The 16,970-nt window shown below is 65.9% G+C and carries 17 protein-coding genes; 5 read left to right on the top strand and 12 right to left on the bottom strand.

All coding sequences use genetic code 11. From position 1 onward, the window contains the following. Nucleotides 1-92: 92 nt before the first annotated feature. A complete protein-coding gene (locus tag RT614_RS24570) occupies nucleotides 93-1,058 on the top strand; it encodes a LysR family transcriptional regulator (protein WP_313624783.1) in 966 nt (321 codons plus the stop codon). 14 nt (nucleotides 1,059-1,072) lie between these two features. On the opposite strand, the gene RT614_RS24575 is transcribed toward RT614_RS24570, so the two are convergent. Continuing rightward, nucleotides 1,073-2,197 (bottom strand): FUSC family protein, encoded by a 1,125-nt coding sequence (locus RT614_RS24575; RefSeq protein ID WP_313624784.1) that lies wholly within the window; start codon nucleotides 2,195-2,197, stop codon nucleotides 1,073-1,075. A 275-nt stretch (nucleotides 2,198-2,472) separates the two neighbouring features. Between RT614_RS24575 and RT614_RS24580 the strand changes: the two genes are divergently transcribed. From RT614_RS24580 to RT614_RS24590, 3 genes are all read left to right on the top strand, one after another. Continuing rightward, nucleotides 2,473-3,489 (top strand): amino acid ABC transporter substrate-binding protein, encoded by a 1,017-nt coding sequence (locus tag RT614_RS24580; protein WP_313624785.1) that lies wholly within the window; start codon nucleotides 2,473-2,475, stop codon nucleotides 3,487-3,489. Between the two features lie 121 nt (nucleotides 3,490-3,610). Then, complete coding sequence (locus RT614_RS24585; protein WP_313624786.1) at nucleotides 3,611-5,752, top strand: ATP-dependent helicase; 2,142 nt, start codon at nucleotides 3,611-3,613, stop codon at nucleotides 5,750-5,752. A gap of 131 nt (nucleotides 5,753-5,883) precedes the next feature. Next, entirely contained in the window at nucleotides 5,884-6,876 is a 993-nt protein-coding gene (locus tag RT614_RS24590) for a tripartite tricarboxylate transporter substrate binding protein (protein ID WP_313624787.1), read from the top strand. 70 nt (nucleotides 6,877-6,946) lie between these two features. Here RT614_RS24590 and RT614_RS24595 read toward each other — a convergent pair whose 3' ends face one another. From RT614_RS24595 to RT614_RS24630, 8 genes are all read right to left on the bottom strand, one after another. After that, nucleotides 6,947-7,924, bottom strand: a complete 978-nt coding sequence (locus RT614_RS24595) for a D-glycerate dehydrogenase (RefSeq protein ID WP_313624788.1) — start codon at nucleotides 7,922-7,924, stop codon at nucleotides 6,947-6,949. 16 nt (nucleotides 7,925-7,940) lie between these two features. Further along, nucleotides 7,941-8,150 (bottom strand): hypothetical protein, encoded by a 210-nt coding sequence (locus tag RT614_RS24600; protein ID WP_008167908.1) that lies wholly within the window; start codon nucleotides 8,148-8,150, stop codon nucleotides 7,941-7,943. Nucleotides 8,151-8,180: 30 nt separating this feature from the next. Next, nucleotides 8,181-8,507, bottom strand: coding sequence for a 2Fe-2S iron-sulfur cluster-binding protein (locus RT614_RS24605; protein WP_313624789.1), 327 nt, complete (start codon nucleotides 8,505-8,507; stop codon nucleotides 8,181-8,183). 20 nt (nucleotides 8,508-8,527) lie between these two features. Next, entirely contained in the window at nucleotides 8,528-9,721 is a 1,194-nt protein-coding gene (locus RT614_RS24610) for an FAD-dependent oxidoreductase (RefSeq protein WP_313624790.1), read from the bottom strand. Nucleotides 9,722-9,726: 5 nt separating this feature from the next. Further along, nucleotides 9,727-10,719, bottom strand: a complete 993-nt coding sequence (locus RT614_RS24615; protein ID WP_313624791.1) for a tripartite tricarboxylate transporter substrate binding protein — start codon at nucleotides 10,717-10,719, stop codon at nucleotides 9,727-9,729. 107 nt (nucleotides 10,720-10,826) lie between these two features. After that, entirely contained in the window at nucleotides 10,827-11,396 is a 570-nt protein-coding gene (locus tag RT614_RS24620) for a 3-phenylpropionate/cinnamic acid dioxygenase subunit beta (RefSeq protein WP_313624792.1), read from the bottom strand. After that, nucleotides 11,393-12,754, bottom strand: coding sequence for a Rieske 2Fe-2S domain-containing protein (locus RT614_RS24625; protein ID WP_313624793.1), 1,362 nt, complete (start codon nucleotides 12,752-12,754; stop codon nucleotides 11,393-11,395). Before RT614_RS24625 ends, RT614_RS24620 begins: the two co-directional genes overlap by 4 nt. A 37-nt stretch (nucleotides 12,755-12,791) precedes the next feature. Further along, the gene (locus RT614_RS24630; RefSeq protein WP_313624794.1) at nucleotides 12,792-13,529 is read right to left on the bottom strand and encodes a FadR/GntR family transcriptional regulator; all 738 of its coding nucleotides are present in this window, start codon (nucleotides 13,527-13,529) and stop codon (nucleotides 12,792-12,794) included. 289 nt (nucleotides 13,530-13,818) lie between these two features. Here RT614_RS24630 and RT614_RS24635 point away from each other — a divergent pair, with 289 nt between their 5' ends. Further along, nucleotides 13,819-14,100 (top strand): peptidylprolyl isomerase, encoded by a 282-nt coding sequence (locus RT614_RS24635; protein ID WP_006385706.1) that lies wholly within the window; start codon nucleotides 13,819-13,821, stop codon nucleotides 14,098-14,100. A 168-nt stretch (nucleotides 14,101-14,268) separates the two neighbouring features. Here RT614_RS24635 and RT614_RS24640 read toward each other — a convergent pair whose 3' ends face one another. Genes RT614_RS24640 through RT614_RS24650 form a run of 3 tightly spaced genes read right to left on the bottom strand, consistent with a single transcriptional unit; the run spans nucleotide 14,269 to nucleotide 16,941 of the window. Beyond that, on the bottom strand, nucleotides 14,269-15,009 hold the full coding sequence (locus tag RT614_RS24640; protein ID WP_313624795.1) for an ATP-binding cassette domain-containing protein: 741 nt from the start codon (nucleotides 15,007-15,009) through the stop codon (nucleotides 14,269-14,271). 13 nt (nucleotides 15,010-15,022) lie between these two features. Then, nucleotides 15,023-15,982 carry a substrate-binding domain-containing protein gene (locus RT614_RS24645; protein WP_313624796.1) on the bottom strand — a complete coding sequence of 320 codons (960 nt, stop codon included), beginning with the start codon at nucleotides 15,980-15,982 and terminating at the stop codon, nucleotides 15,023-15,025. Between the two features lie 17 nt (nucleotides 15,983-15,999). Beyond that, complete coding sequence (locus tag RT614_RS24650) at nucleotides 16,000-16,941, bottom strand: ABC transporter permease (RefSeq protein WP_313624797.1); 942 nt, start codon at nucleotides 16,939-16,941, stop codon at nucleotides 16,000-16,002. Between the last annotated feature and the right edge of the window lie 29 nt (nucleotides 16,942-16,970).

The raw sequence follows: 16,970 nt of genomic DNA on the forward strand, positions 1-16,970 counted from the left end.
ACGTGTCGCCGGCACCCGTGGTCAAGCTGTTTTAGTCTTGCAATTGACCCGAATCAAATGCATATTTGGCGCATTCCCGATGAGAAAAATACATGGGCCTGACGATACGTTCGCTCCAGCACTTTTCCGTCCTTGCCGAAGAACGGCATTTCTCTCGGGCGGCCCAGCGACTGCATCTGACGCAGTCGGCCTTGACGCGCAGCATCCAGGCGTTGGAGGAAACGCTGGGACTGGTGCTGGTGGACCGCGCGTCCATCGGCGTCACGCCGACGCAGGCGGGAAAAATGGTTCTCGATCGTTCGCGCCGCATCCTGGGCGACGTGCTCGCCCTTCGGCGCGAGGCCGAATTGATGAGGGGCCACGACACCGGACGCGTCAATTTCGGCGTGGGGGCATTCCCGGCGGCAGGATTCCTGTCGCCGCTGCTGGTGCGCCTGGCGCGCGAGCATCCCGGCCTGAGCGTGCACGTCGAGATCGAAAGCTGGCAGCGCCTGCTGGACAAGCTGCTGCAGGACAAGCTGGATTTTGCCGTCGCCGTGACGCACAGTCTGCCGCCGCCGTCGGACTTCACCGTGCGCGCGCTGCCGCCGCAACATGGCGGCCTGTTCGTGCGCGCGGGACACCCATTGCAATCGGTGCGCAAGCCCAAACTGCGCACCGCGCTGTCGCAATACCGACTGGCGGCCACCGACCTGCCGCAGCGTGCTCGGGAATACCTGGCCAAGCTGTACCAGGTGAGTGGACCGGACGAATTGCCCATCGCCTTCGAGTGCGACAGCGTCAGCACGCTGCGCGACGTAGCGGTCGGCAGCGATGTGGTGCTGTTCTGTACGCGCGAGGCCATCGCGGCGGAGCTGGATCAGGGAACGCTCGCGGCCTTGCCGCTGCCCTACCCGGCCTCGGGCCCGCTGACATATAGCGTGATCCACCGTGCCCGGCGCAGCCTGTCGCCCACGGCCGAACGCATCATCACGCTGGTGCAGTCCTTTCTGGCGGGTGAACCACCGGCGGCGGCCCCGTCACCCGCGCCGCGGCGCGCCCGCTCGAAGCCCCCCTGACGCCTGCCCGCGGCCTAGTTCACCCGCCGAGGCAGCACCGCGCGCATCCAGCGAGACAATGTCGGCCGGATGCGCTGGTTGTGCAGCAGCACGGCGCCCAGGACACCGATGAAGGCGCCGATCACCGTGTCCACGAAGCGCGCCTCGATGACATCGATGGGATAGCCCTGCCCCAGGTGCGGCGCCTCGGCCAGGAAGATCGTCAGCGGGGTGATCAGCGTCACGGCGCTGGCGTAGTGGCGCACGACCAGCGTTTCGATGCCGAACGACAGCGCCATCATGACCAGGCTGAGCGTCCAGACATTCAGCGGCAGGCTCAACAACGCCCAGGCCACGCACAGGCCCACGGCGGTGCCCAGGATGCGGTGCATCTGCCGGCTCCAGGCGGCGCGCAGGCTGGCGCCCTGGATGATGGCCAGGCAACTGACCGGCACCCAGTACGGCCGGGGAAGCTGCAGCAATTCGGCCACCAGCAGGGAAATTCCCACGAACAGGCCGATGATGACGGAGTCATAGACCACGAAGTCGAAAGTGGGCTTGGGCAGCTCGGTGGCCGGCGGCGGCGGCGCCACGCGCGTCATGTGCAGGGAATACGCAAAGGCCACCAGGCAGGCGATTAGGCAGCCCAGCGCCACCATGCCCACGCGCAGGGGGATGTCGTGAATGGTGCCGGGCGTGTACGCGGCAATTGCCGTGGCCATGATGAAGAACAGGCTGCCCGGCGGCCCCAGCCGGTAACAGCGGCACACCATGTTCACGACCATGGCGATCAGCGTCAGCGCCGCAATCGTGGCGGTGGGCCAGAATTGCGTCAACGCGCCCAGCGCGTAGCAGGCCACCATGCCGAACGACGCGGCCAGCAGCATCATCATGCGGATCTGGAGCGACGCGTTGGGCAGGCTCAGGAACACCATGCCGCCCAGGCTGGACATCAGGCCATAGTCCATGCGGCCGAAATAGGCGCCCACCATCAGGGGCAGACCGGAAGACAGCGCGGCCGCCAAGGGCATTTCCCAAGGCCGGTCGCTGGCGTGGACTCGCGTCAGCTCCGTCCAGGTGCCGCGCAACTGGTCCTTCATGAAGTCGTACGGGCGGCGCGGCCTGCCTTCCCGCCCGGCGGGATCGTCGTTTCTATTCATGAGGGGAGATTGGCTGTCGTATCGCGGGTCGCTGCGGCCGGACGTGGCGGGGCTTGGCGGCGGCCGGGCATGGATGAGGGAAGCGTCCAGTATGGGCGATCGGTCTGGAGACGGCAAACCGGCCGGGCGACCCAGCGCCGGCAATGCCCTCAAATTCCGCACTCCGGATTTAACGGGAATTCCCCGATTCTCCCCCCGGGGCGCGCTGGTACCATTCGCCGCACTTCAGCCTTCGGCTGAGCGATAAACATGCGCAAACCCTGCGCGGAGACACCATGAAAGCACTCAAACTGGCAGCGGCCGGAACCGCCTTGTTCATTTCGTCCTGGTCTGCCCACGCTGGCGCGACCTTCGACGCGGTCAAGGACAAGGGTTTCGTGCATTGCGGCGTATCCACGGGCGTCGCGGGCTTTTCCGTGAACGACAGCAAAGGCGGCTGGATCGGACTTGACGTCGACCTGTGCCGCGCGCTGGCCGTCGCCCTGTTCGGCGACGCATCCAAAGCCAAGATCCAGGCGATCAGCGCCGTTCAGCGCTTTACCGCCCTGCAGTCCGGCGAAGTCGACGTGCTGACCCGCAATACCACCCTGACGCTGACCCGCGACACGACGCTGGGCCTGATCGGCGTGGGCGTGAACTACTACGACAGCCAGGGCATCATGGTGAACAAGTCCCTGGGCGTGAAGAGCGCCAAGGAACTGGAAGGCGCCACCGTCTGCGTGCAGCCCGGCACCACCACCGAGCTGAACCTTGCCGACTGGTTCCGCTCGCAGAACGTCACCTTCAAGCCCGTCGTTGTCGAGCGCCTGGACGAAATCATCCGCGCCTTCGCCGTGGGCCGGTGCGACGCCTTCACCGGCGACAAGTCGCAGCTCGCCGCCGCGCGCAGCAATCTGGAAAGCCCGGAAAAGTACGACATCCTGCCCGAGAACTTCTCCAAGGAACCGCTGGGCCCGATGGTGCGCCAGGGCGACGAACAGTGGTTCAACCTGGTCCGCTGGACCATGTTCGCGATGCTGGAAGCCGAGGAATACGGCGTCACGTCCAAGAACGTGGACGAGATGCTCAAAAGCACCAATCCCAACATCCAACGCCTCCTGGGCGTGACGCCGGGCATGGGCAAGAACCTGGGCGTGGATGACAAGTGGGCCTACAACATCATCAAGACCATCGGCAACTACGGCGAGAGTTTTGAGAAGAACCTGGGCCCCAACAGCCCGCTGAAGCTGGAGCGCGGTCTGAACGCGTCCTACCGCAACGGCGGCCTGATGTACGGCTGGCCGGTAAGGTAACGCGCGGGACGGGCATTCAGGCGGAGGTCGGCCGCTGCCGGGCAGGGCACGGCCGCCGTCCGCTTACACTGAAGCCGCCGCTGGACCCAGCGGCCTTCGATGCCCGCCTGTTTACCTGCCCATGACCACCACTTCCGCTTCCGCTCAGTTCATCCCGGCGGGATTCGTCCCCACTGAAGAACAACGCAAGATCCAGATCTCGCGGAACCGGACCACGCTTGTCATCGCCAATGCCGGCGCCGCGAAAACCACCACCCTGGCCCTGCGCATCGGCGAGGCGTTGACTCGGGGACTGCCGCCCGAGGACATCCTGGCGCTGACCTTCACCGACGAAGCCAGGCAAGTGCTGCAAGCCCGCCTGAAGGAAGTAGGCATCGCCTACGACACCGCCCGGCGCGTCAACGTCCAGACCATGGAAGGCTTCGCAGAGCGCGTGCTGGCGAAGCTGGAAGACGGCAAGCCGGAGATCCTGCATTCGCGGCGCGAACAGCAAAGCCACGCCCTCGCGGCGCTGGAAACCGTCGCCCTCAACAACCCGCAGTACGCGGACTCGCTGGACATCCGTACCCACAACACGGCCGTCAGCCAGTTCCTGGACAATCTGTTGCGGCTGAAAGCCACGATGACGATCTCCGTCGATGGCGAGGACGATCCGGAGTACGCGGCTGACAGTGCGGCCGTGCCGCTGACCGACTACCTGTGGGCCATCGAATACGAAACGCTGCGCGTCGACGTTTTCGGCCAGGTCGCCGCGCGCGGCTTCTTCGACGCCACCTATGACCTGGCCTCCCGGCTCCGGGCGGAACCTGATGCGCGCTATCAGCTGCCGCACTTCAAGCTGGTGGTGTGCGACGAAATGCACGACGTCAACGAGGCGTCTTTCCGCATTCTTGAAGCGTTGATGAGCATCGGCACCAGCTACTTCATCGGCGTCGGGGACAAGGACCAGGTCATCTATTCGCACCTGGGCGCGGACGAATCATTTTTGCAGCACCGCATCGCGTCCAGTTTTCCGGATTGCGCCCGCCTGCCCCTGACCATGACGTACCGGCATGGACCGCACCTGGCGTACGCCATGGAGGCCTTCAAGCACAAGCCCGTCGATTCCTGCCTGCCCCTGCGCACGGAAATCCGCGAACCGACCTACGCGGCAGCCCCGGGCGGTTGCGGAGCCGAGGTGGTCAAGGCCGTTCTGCAATGGAAGCAGGACAAGAAACCGCTGGACGGCTGCGGGATCCTGCTGCGCGATGCGCACCAGTCCATTGAAGTCGAGAACGCGCTGATGAACGCGGGCGTGCAGTACCGCACGCTGACGATGCCCAGCTATCTGCTGCGCGAAGAGATCCTGTTTCTACGGGGCATGATCGCCATCGCGCTCGACGATTTCCACCATGTCGCCACTCCCGCCACGCGTGAGGTGATTGTCGGCGCGCTGGCGACGTTTGCGCAGGTGCCGCTGACGCCTCAGGAGCTGCACGAAGCCCAGAGCACGCTGGCGAAGGAACCGTCCGCGCTGAAGCATTTCTTCGACGGGCAGATCCAGCGCGTGGGCAGCGTGGCCGAGCGCACCCGTATCGCGGATGCCGTGTCGCACCTGCGCGGGCTTTCCGCCGATGCGCCGGCCCAGGGCGCGCTGGAGGAAGTGTGCCGCATCATGGATATGGAGAACCTGGCCCGGCGGCTGTACATCAATCCCTACGACGCGTCGGTGGTCAGCAAATCCGTGCGCGGATTCATCATGACCGCGGGCGACTCCGGAAAGACCCTGCGCCAGTTCTCGGAATGGATCGGCGCCGCGGAAGCGTTTGCCGGCGCGCGCCCCGGCAAGAACGCGGTCTTGATCGACTGCATCGCCAACGTCAAAGGCAAGGAGTTCGATCACGTCATTCTGCCGTTCATGGAGGCCGGCGAATTTCCCAGCCCGCTTCGGGAACTCGAAGAAGAAAAGAACCTGTTCTACGTCGCCGCCACCCGCGCGAAATCTCGGCTGACGTTGATCGCGCCCGAGACGCCCGCGCAGCGCAGCCCGTTCCTGGCGCAACTGCAGCTAAGCAGTATCCAGGCGCGCGCGGACAACACCCTGCGCCGCAATCTGGCCGCGCCCACGCAGGCCCTGGGCCATCGCGATCTGAAGGTCGCGTACGCGAACAGGGACGTCGTAAAGAAGCTGGGGGCTCAGTGGGACAAGACCCGCAAGGTCTGGTACGTGCCGGCCAATCTGGATCCGGAGCCGTTCAGGCAGTGGTTTGCAGACCTCCCCTAGGGTTAGCCGCAATTTGCGTGTCGCTCGCGTGCCCCGTACCGTACGAGAAATATGTTTATCGTACAAAGTCCGGATCACATTTTTGGAGCAGCACGTGAAGCAGTAGGTCTATAACCCAAGGGGAAGTCGTCATGAAACGTCGCAGTGCGTTGAAGCTGATGGGGGCCGCCGCCGGCCTCGGCCTGACCGGCGCAAGCTGGGCACAAAGCGGGCCATATCCGTCCCGAGTCATCAAGATCATCGTCTCATCCACACCGGGCAGCGCCACGGACCTTGCGGGGAGACTGGTCGCAGACCTGCTCTTCGCCAAGTACGGCCAAAGCGTGGTGATCGAAAACCGCGCCGGCGCCGGCGGCGTCATCGGCATGCAGGCCGCCGCAGCCTCCCGGCCCGACGGCTACACCCTGACCACCGGCGGCCTGGGCCACAACGTGCTGCCGCCCGCCACGCTGCGGGGACTGCCCATCGACATCCCCACTGCACTGCTGCCCATTGCGCAGGTCGCCGAGTTCGTCAACGCGCTGGTGGTGCGCGTGGACCATCCCGCCAACACCGTCCCGGAACTGATAGAACACCTGCGTGCCAGCAAGCGCAAGCCGCTGTACGGCAGCAACGGCGTCGGCAGCTCGTCGCAGATGACGGCGGAACTCTTCGCCATGCGCACCGGCCTGAAGTTCGACCACGTGCCCTACAAGGGAGCCAGCGAGGCCCTGGTGGGCACGGCCAACGGCGATCTGGACGTCTGTTTCATGAACCTGCCGCCCACGCTGCCCATGGTGGAGGGCAAGCGCCTGAAGGCGCTGGCGGTGACCAGCGCCTATCGGGCGCGGCAGCTTCCAAACGTGCCGACGATGCAGGAACAGGGCATGGCGGACTTCGACGTGACGAGCTGGCTGGGCATGTACGCGCCATCCCAGGTCGACCCCGCCATCATTGCGCAGCTATCCAGCACCATCGTCACCGGGCTGGCGACGCCCGAGTTCCAGGCCCGGATCATCGGGGCCGGCTTCGAACCCAAGCTGCGCGACGCGGCGCAGTTCCAGGCGTTTTCCAAGACGGAACTGAAGCGCTGGAGCGAGGTCGCGCAGCAAGCCGGCATCGTGGTCGATTACGGCGGCAAGTGATTCCCGCGTGAAAAGACCGGAGCCGCCCACGATGGGCGGCTCCGGTCTTGGAACTGGCCCGCCGCGCGCGTCAGCCGCGCGCCTGCCAGACGTCGGGATTGACCATGGCCTGCGGCGTCTTGCCGCTCAACGCATCCATCAGGTTGGCCACCGCCAGGTCGATCATGGCGCGGCGCGTTTCATGGGTAGCGCTGCCCACGTGAGCCTGCAGCACCACGTTCGGCAGCGCGCACAGCGGGCTGTCGGCCGGCAGCGGCTCTTGTTCCATGACGTCCAGTCCGGCGCCGGCGATCGTGCCGGCGCGCAGCGCTTCCACCAAGGCGGCTTCATCGATGACGGGGCCGCGCGCCGTGTTGATGAGGTAGGCGCTGGGCTTCATCAGGCCCAGTTCGCGCTTGCCGATGGAATGGCGGGTCTCGGCGGACAGGGGAATATGCACGCTCAGCACGTCCGACACCTTGAAGAGTTCGTCGCGCTCGACGTAGGTTGCCAGCCCTTCGGCCTGCGGATCCTGGCGGCGGTTGTGATACACCACCTTCATGTCGAAGGCCTGCGCCGCGCGCGCCACGACGCGCCCGATGCGGCCCATGCCCAGCAGCCCCAGCGTCTTGCCGCGAATGTCACGCGTCAGCGGGAACGCGCCTTTGGTCCACGCGCCGCTGCGCACGAACGCATCGCCCGCCACCAGATTGCGGGCCAGGCACAGCATCAGGCCGATGGTCACGTCGGCCACCGCGCCGTCCAGCACGCCCGGGGTATTGCAGATCAGCACCTTGCGCCGATTGGCGGCCTGCAGGTCGACGTTGTCGAAGCCCACGGCGAAGTTCGAGCTGACCTTCAGCGCCGGCAGCGCGTCCAGCAGGGCTTCATCGACCTTGGTGCGCACGGTGCAGACCATGCCCGCGATCTGCGCGCGCTGGTCAGCCGATAGGACCTCCGCCGGATTCTGGCCGGTCGGCACTTCGACGATCTCGCATTGTTCGGCAAGGCGTTCGCGCAGGTCCGCCGGCACGGGCGCGGAAACGATGACTTTGGGCTTTTGATTCATGGGGGCTCCAGTGGGATCAGGGTTCGATTGCTTCGACGTCGGTGGCAAACACCTGTTGCTCGCCGGCGTCGACCAGCGCGGGTTCGGCCGGATGGTCCAGGTAACGGACAATCAGCCAGAAGCCGTCCTGCGGGTTCTCGATGATCTCGGCAAGCGCGCCGCCGGCCATGCGCACGCGCACGCCGGGTTGCAGATCGACGAGGTTGATGGATTTGTTGTCGGCCATGCCGTGGGCTCCTTGTCGTGGGGGACGCGGCTAGAGCTCGAGCTGCGAGGACGGCACGCGCACGCGGATGCCGTCCAGTTCGGGCGTCATGATGACCTGGCAGGACAGGCGGCTGGTCGCGCAGCGTTCCGGCACCACCTCCAGCAGCGCTTCCTCCGCCATGCCGGGCGGATCCAGCCGCGCGTGCCAGTCGGCATTCACCTGCACGTGACAGGTGCCGCAGATGGCGCCGCCGCCGCATTCGGCCACGATGCCTTCCAGGCCGTCGCGCCGCGCCGCTTCCATCAGCGACCAGTCGTCGGGAACGTCCAGCACCTGTTCGGCGCCGTCCGGCAATTCAAATATGGCTATAGGCATGTCTGCTCCCTGTTGTTGGATCACGCGGCTGCCTCGGCCGCTTCTGGCGAGCCGATGCGCGGCACGCTCTTGATGAATTCGACGGGACTGTCGACCGCTTCGATCGCGGCCAGGCGGCCGTGCTGATAGCGCTCGACCAGCCATCCCTTGGCGGTGGGCAGCAGCACGTCGCGGCACGGCGCGGCGGGATCGACCAGGCCCGCCATCTGCAGGCGCCGACCTTGCTGCTCGGACCAGAACGTAGGCGGCCGCGAGGCGGGCGGCGTCTTGCCGGCGATGGCGGCGGCCGCCGTGCGTGCCTGCGCCAGCGCGTTCTGCACGCTTTCGATGCGGGCATAGCGCTGCAGCTCGCCGCGGAAGGCGCTGGCGCAATCGCCGATGGCGTACACGTCCGGCGCCGAGGTGCGGCAGCATTCGTCCACCACGACGCCGTCCAGGCAGATGAGGCCGGCGGCCTCCGCCAACGTGGTTTCTGCGACGGCGCCGATCGACACCAGCACCACGTCGGCGTCCAGCGCCTGGCCGTCGGCCAGATGGGCGCGCCAGCCCGACGCCGTGCGTTCCCATCTCGCAACCGTCGCCCCGTGGCGGATTTCGATGCCGGCTTCGCGGTGCAAGTCGCCGATGCGCGTGGCGGTCGGTTCGGACACCTTGCCCGCCATCACGTTGCCGCCCTGCTCCAGCACCAGCACGTCGGCGCCCAGCTTGCGCGCCGAGCACGCAGCTTCCAGGCCCAGGTATCCCGCGCCAACCACCAGCAGGCGCACGCCCGGCCGCAGCGCTTCGCGCAGCCGATGCGCATCGTCCAGGCCGCGCACCGAATACACCTGCTCGCCCGACACGTCCGCGATGCCGCGCGCGCCGGCGCCGGTGGCCAGCACACAATGCTCATACGCCACCACCCTGCCGGATCGGGTGCGCAAGGTGTGCGTGGCGGTATCGATGGCGGCCACCGGATCGCCGGCCACCACCCGCACGCGCGACTTTTCATAGGCGCTGTCCGCGCGCAACGCGATGCGTTCGGCGCTGGTCGACCCGGTCAGCAGCGCCTTGGACAGCGGCGGCCGCTCGTACGGCGCATGCGTCTCGGCGCCGAACAGCGCCACGTCGCCGTCGACGCCAGCGGCGCGCAAGGCCCAGGCGCACTCCACGCCCGCGTGTCCCGCGCCAATGATGGCCGTGTGGACGCGCTGCAGACCCGATGAGGTTTCCATGATGCTCAAGCTCCGAATTTCAGCGAGATATTGGCTTTCGTGGCGACCTGCTTCCAGCGCACCAGTTCGGCCCGGTTCAATTCCGCAAACGCATCCGCGCCCGTCGGCCGGGGTTCGAAGCCCGCGGCGCTGAGCGTTTCGGCCGACTGCGGCAGGGCCATGCCCTCCTGCAGGGCCGCGCTCAGCTTCTTCACCACATCGGGGGGCAGCCCGGCCGGGCCGTACAGCCCCAGCCAGCTCGTCACGTCGAAGTCGGCCACGCCCTGCTCCGCCATCGTCGGCACGTCCGGCAACTGCTTGCTGCGATAGCTGCTGGTGACGGCGATAGCGCGGATCGACCCCTTGCGGATCAGGCCCATCACCGGCGGCAGGTTGCTGAAGCTGAAGTCCAGGTTTCCGTTGACCACGTCCACCAGCATCTCGCCGCTGCCCTTGTAGGGCACGTGCAAGAGGTTGGTGCCCGTGTGCTGCGCGAAGAACGCGGTAGTCAGGTGAACCGACGAGCCAATGCCATTCGACCCGTAGTTCAGGCCGTCCTTGCTGCGTTTGCGCGCGGTGGCGATCAGGTCGTCGACGCTGCGTATCGGCGAATCGGCGCGCACGATCAGCACATTGATGAATTCCGCCATCTGCCCGATGGGCGTGAAGGCGCGCGCGGTGTCCAGCGGCAGGCCCGTCACCGTGGCCATCGGCAGCACCATGCCGCCCAGGCCGTTGAGCAGCAGCGTGTAGCCGTCCGCGGGCGCCGTCGCCACCTGCTGGCTGCCGATCATGCCGTTGGCGCCGGGGCGGTTTTCCACCACCACCGGCTGGCCGAACTTGCGGGTCAGGATTTCTCCGGCCAGGCGCCCGGCCACGTCGGTCACGCCGCCTGGCGGATACGGCACGATCAGGCGTATCGGCTTGCTGGGATACGCGCCGTCCGCGGCGCGCGACACGCCCGCCGCCGTCAACGCGGCCGCGCCGGCGATGGCTTTCAGTACAGTACGTCTATGCATGCTGCGACTCCAGGTATGGACGAGCCTCGCCCTGTCGGCGGACTGGCCCCGAGTGGAAGGAAAACCATCGAACTCCGGCAGACGGGCCGGCCCGGTTGGGATGGGCGCTAGAAGAAGATCGTCAGCGCCTTGGATAACAGGACGTTCTGGTCCAGGTGGATCTCACGCGACAGGATGGTCCAGCGCCCATCGCGCCGGCGCAGCACGTCCTCACGCTTGCCCACGAACTGATTGACCTCGGCCTGCAGGCGGTTCTGGTAGATCAGAAAGCGCGAGCGCACCCGCACCAGATCGCCACCGCCCTCATCCGGCGTCACGTCCAGCACGCGGATGTTGGTCACCAGGTGGGACACCCGCGAGGCCGGCTCTTCGGCCCAATGAATCCCGGTCTTGATCTGCGCGACGCGCTGGCGCAGCGTGTCGATGCCTTCGTCGAACCAGGCCGCATCCTGCTTGCCCGAATATTCCTGCGCCATGGCGTCGCGCCGCACATTGCGCGTGAGCGGCATGCGGTACGCAATCTGCTCGTCCAGGAGGCTTAACCACGCATCGAACTCGCGGTGGTCCAGCAGATCGGCCTCGTAGTGCAGGAAGCGGTGGGCTTCCCACCACAGCAGCATGTCGTCCACGCTGTCGTCCTGCGCCACGGGCGGCGCATTTTCGATGGTCGCGTTCATGCCGTCTGCTCCTCGAGGCGCACCGCGCCTGCCATCAATTGGTCCCACGACTGGCCATTCATGAACTGCGCCCAACGCCGGTAATAGATGCGCGCGTTCTCTTCCGTGTATTCGCCATTGACCGCACAGCCCGGGATCTCGGGCACCGGCTGCGCGTGGCCCACGCCCATCTGGTAGTTGAAAAACAGTTCGCGCGACATCGTGCCCATGCTGGCCTCGGTGGCGCCCGTCCAGTTTTCCATGTCGTCGGACTCCGTCATGCCGCCTGGTCCCGAATAGCGCAGGAAGTAGTGGCGCGCGGCTTCCTTGACGGCCTCGGGCGCGTCCTTGTCCACCAGGTACATGCGCCACATTTCCATCTCCGTCGAGCTGATCGGATGGAACACCGCCAGCGTGCGCGGCTGCCGTCCGTGGAACGACATGTTCGGAAAGATCGTGCCCACGCTGGTCTGCACGCGCATGGCCGACCCCAGCGTGCGCTCGCGCTTTTCGTGGATTTCGCGGTAATACGCCTCCACCTCTGGGTAGCGCGCATACTGCGGCGAGTAAGGGCCTTCTTCATAGAACGGCAAGCGGCCCAGCAGGCCATGACCCAACTCGGGAAAACAGATCGCCGAGCGCGTGGCCGACGCATCGCGCCGCCCTTTGCCGCCGCCGGGGCCGATGCCCACGATGTCCACCGAACGGTGGCTGATGTCGTGGTACAGGTCGCCGATGAAATTCTCGGGCGCGAACTTCCAATTGCACTTCACGCGCCACTTCTGCACGCCGCCGATCACTTCCGATCCGCCCGCGCTGCCATCGCGATGGTCCAGCGCCGCGTCCAGGTACAGCCGCATGTTGCCGATGTAGTCCAGGAATGGCGGCGCGTCGGGATCCCAGGTGGCCCAGACGGCGCCCTTGTAGTTCACCACCTGCGCCACCGTCTTCAGGCCCCACTGCTTCTTGTCGAGTTCACCCTTGTAGTGCGTCGCGTGGCCGGGCACGCCGACGAGTTCGCCGGGCCTTTCCACCAGCTTGCCGTCAGTGGAAAAGCTCCAGCCGTGGTACGGACAGGTAAACGTGCGATTGTTGCCATGGTCGTAGCGGCACAGCTTCATGCCGCGATGCGCACAGCTATTGAGCATGACCTGGATCTGGCCCTGCCGGTCGCGCGTCAGGATCACCGACTCCGTGCCCATGCGCGATACGAAATAGTCGTCTGGCTTGGGCACCAGGCTTTCGTGCCCCACGAACAGCCACGCTCGAGAAAAAATCTGCTTCAGTTCCTGCTGGAAAATCTCTTCGTCCACGAAGATGGACCGGCTGACCAGCCCCTCGTCGGCGCGCACCAACTCATCGATTGTCTTCTGACCCATCACCACTTCCCCTTGGAGGATGCCCTTTATTGGGCGCCTACGACTTGTCCGCCGTGGCCGCCGCTGTACGCAGACGTGCTTCCGTGTTGTCGACGTGCGTGCGCGCATGCTGCCGCGCCAACTCGACGTCGCCTTTTTCGATGGCGGCGAACAACGCCTCGTGCTCTTTCTGCGCCTGCGCGCCGCGGCCCGCGATCTTGGCCGATCGCGAACGCGATACCCGCAGATTCTTCTTGAGCAGCACCGCCAGGAAATCGAAGAAATTCAGATAGTGTTCGTTGCGCGTGGCGCGCGCCACGCAGCGATGGAATTCCATGTCGGCATCCACGCCCACCGCCACATCGCCCGACGCGATCGCGTCGGCCATCTTGCGCAGCGCCAGCCGCATGGCGGCCAGGTCGTCATCATCGCGGCGCGCGGCGGCCAGCGGCGCGGCCTCGATCTCGAAGCCCCGGCGCAGCTCCACGATGCGCAGCACCTGGTCCGCGTCACCGATATCGGCCGCCTGCATGCGCAACACGGACGGCCGCGCCGTCTGCATGACGGTCAGGCCGCGGCCCTGCTTGCTTTGTACGATGCCATCGCCCTTCAGGCGGGAAACCGCTTCGCGCAGCACCGTGCGCGAAACACCAAGCCGGGTCGCGATGGTCTGCTCAGGGGGCAGGACCTCGCCGACTTGATAGTCGCCGCTGGTGATCTCATCCAGCAGCATCTCGGTGACGCGGTCCGTCAGATTGGGCTCCGACGAAAACGGCGCGACCGATTCTCTTTTCAACAGTACTCGGGAAGCTGAATCAGGCATAGGAAGTCTCGTTCGAAAACGTGCATCTCATTGCCAGCCCGCGTTGCCTCGGCTGTGGACGCGCCCCGGGGAGGGGTGCGTTGAAAATACGATAATCGTATAAGGATATGAGGGGGTATTAGGGGAAGTGCGGATGTGTGGTTACGCGCGGGAACGCCCGCTAACCAGCGCCTTAACAATCGCCGTTTATGATCCCACCGTAGTGAGCACGCCCAAATGCGTTACTCTCCCCACCCCAATCAGTCCCCCTAGGAGTACCCACATGGCACAAGCCTCCGCCCGTCACATCCTCGTTTCCACCGAAGCGAAGGCCAATGAACTGAAGACCGCCATCGAAAACGGCGCCGATTTCGCCCAGCTGGCCAAGGAAAACTCCAGCTGCCCGTCGAGCCGGGACGGCGGCAACCTGGGCACGTTCGGCCCGGGCCAGATGGTCAAGGAATTCGACACCGTCGTGTTCAGCGCCCCGGTCGGCGAAGTCCAGGGTCCGGTGAAGACCCAGTTCGGCTACCACCTGGTTGAAGTGACCAGCCGCAAGGACTAAGTCCCGCCGCTGCATGCAAGAAGGCCGCCGCCAGGGTTACCTGGCGGCGGCCTTCTTGTTTTAGTCGCGTACATCTGGCTTGTAATAACCCTCGCGCATGTCAGTGAAGCTTTGCTGATGGCAGCTCAATGACTTGCACGCAGGAGTCGACAGCCTGCTGCCGCCGGATCACTCCTTCCCGGTCATCACCATGTGCGCCAGCGCGTCCGCGTCCAGGCCCGCCACGTCGCGTTCGATGACCTTGACGCCGCTTTTCAGGATGGCGACGCGGTCGGCCAGCGCGACGACGTCGGCCATGTTGTGGCTGATGAGGATGACGGTGCGCCCTTCTTCGCGCAGCTTGCGCACCAGGTTCAGGACCAGCGCCGTTTCCTTGACGCCCAGGGCGGCGGTGGGTTCGTCCATGATGACGACGCGCGCGTCCCAGCGCAGGGCGCGGGCGATGGCGACGGCCTGGCGCTGGCCGCCGGACATGCGTTCCACCGGGCGGTCCATGTCTTCGATCGGGACCGACAACCGTTGCAGGTAGCCGCGCGCGTCCAGCGCCATCTGGCGCTTGTCCAGGACGCTGAGAAAGCCCACGCGGCGCGTCAGTTCGGCGCCCATGAAGACGTTTTCCCAGATGGACAGGCGCGGAGCCAGGGCCAGGTCCTGGTAGATGGTGGCGATGCCCTGGACCAGGGCGTCGTGCGGCGATGCGAAGACGACAGGCTTGCCGTTTAGCGTCAGGGCGCCGCCGCTGGGTTCCTGCGCGCCGGAGATGATGCGGATCAGCGTGGATTTGCCGGCGCCGTTATCGCCGCAGATCGCCATGACCTTGCCTTCGGGCACGTCCAGGTCGACGCCCTTCAGGGCTTCTACCGCCCCATAGGACTTGCGGATCTGGCGTAGCGACAATGCGGCGGTCATGGCTGCGGGACTCTTACTTGGCGGGTTGCAGGAATTTCTGGACGTTGGTCTCGTCGACCAGCACGGAGTCCATGAACAGGTAGGGGCCGGCGGCGACCTTGTCCTTGGGTTCCTTCTTGACGACGATGCGGTCGATGGAGTCGATGGCGCTGACGCCCAGTTGTTCGAACGGAATCATCATGGTGGCGGTGATGAGGCTGTTGGGATCGGCGATGCGGCGATAGGTTTCGGGGCCGCCGTCCACCGACACCAGCGTGATGTCGCCCTTCTTCATGCCCTGGGCCTGCAGCAGGTCGTCGATGACGTAGGCCTGGCCGTCGAAGGATGCCCACACGCCCTTGAACTGGCCCTGGTGACGCAGGAACAGGGCCTGCATGCCGTTGCGCACGTCGTCGCGCCAGCTTTGGGTGCGGGCCATGCTGAACTTGGCCAGGTCCTTGACGGCGGTGTTTTCCGTCAGGACGGCGTCGAGCATCTTGCCGCGGATGCGGGTGCCGGAGTTGCCGTCGAAGCGGGCGGACAGGATGTTGCCCTGGTAGCCCATCTTGCCCAGCAGGTACAGCACCGACTGCGCGCCGGTGGCGTATTCGTTGACCTCGACGTCGAACAGCATGTGCGGGCTGGCGCCGGACATGACGCCAACGACCGGAATGCCCTTCTCCTTCGCGGCCTGGAGCTGCGCGTCGGTCTCGACGGGCTTGCCCATGGCGACGACGATGGCGTCGACCTTCTTGTTGACGAGCGTGTCGAGCTGTTCGGCCAGCTTGGGCAGCGAGCCTTCGGCGTTCAACTGGGTGACTGTCCAGCCCTTGCCGCGGGCGGCTTCGGCCGCGGCGTTTGCGACACGCGCGTGGGTCTCGGACGACATCTGAAAAGCGACGATGCCGACGTCAAAGGCGTGGGCGGCGCTGGCGGCCAGGGCCTGGACGGCGAATGCGCCAGCCAGCAGCGTGCGCTTCAAGAGTTTATTCATGTGGTTTCCCCTTCCGATCAGAATTTGAAGGCCGCTTTCTTCAGCACGGCCGATGACACCGCGACGGACGCGATCATGATGAAGCCCAGCACGATGTCCTGCACGTAGTACGGCGCGCCCATCAGCACCAGCCCGTTGCCCAGCACCTTCAGGATCAGGGCGGCGACAAGCGTGCCGGGAATATTGGCGTGACCGGGATTGAACATGGTCATGCCCAGCAGGACGGCCGCGATGGCGTACAGGAAGTAGTCTCCGGCCATGTTGGGCGCGGCGGACGACAGGCTGGACGTGAGCAGGATGGCGGCTAGACCCGCGCACACGCCGGACAGGGCGAGACCGATGCTTTTCATGGCGCGGATGTTGATGCCGGCAAGGCGCGCGGATTCTCCGGCCTCGCCGGTGGCGGTCATGCGGGCGCCGGTGCGGGTCCACTTGATCAGGAACCACGCCAGGAACACGGCGGCCAGCATCCAGAGGACCAGCGCCGGGATGCCGAAGGGCTTGGCGCGCGCGAGGTCGGTGAAGGCCGCGGGCCAGCGGCCCACGTACGACACGCCGTCGGTCAGCATGAAAGCGAAGCCGCGCGCCATGGCGGCCATGCCCAGTGTCGCGATAAGCGATGGCACGCGCAGACGCGTGACGGCAATGCCGTTGACCAGGCCGCACAGCAGCCCCACGCCCAGGCCCGCCGCGATGGCCAGCAGCACAGGTTGGCCCGTGTGCACCAGCGCCCCGGTGACGACGGCCGCCAGGCTGGCGACGTCCGCGACGGACAGGTCCAGTTCGGCGGTGACGAGCGCCAGCGTGAAGCCGATGGCGATGATGGCCAGGAAGCTGGTTTCCTTGGCGATGTTCAGCAGGTTGTTGGGCGCCGCGAAATTCGGGGCGGCGATGGCGAAGAAGCCCACGAGGATGAGTCCCGCGATTGCCGTGCCGTACTTTTCCAGGATGCCGCGCATCGATTCAACCCTTGCTGCGTTCGAATTCT

Origin of the sequence: Achromobacter sp., from assembly GCF_032102605.1 — a bacterium.
GTDB lineage: Bacteria > Pseudomonadota > Gammaproteobacteria > Burkholderiales > Burkholderiaceae_B > Achromobacter.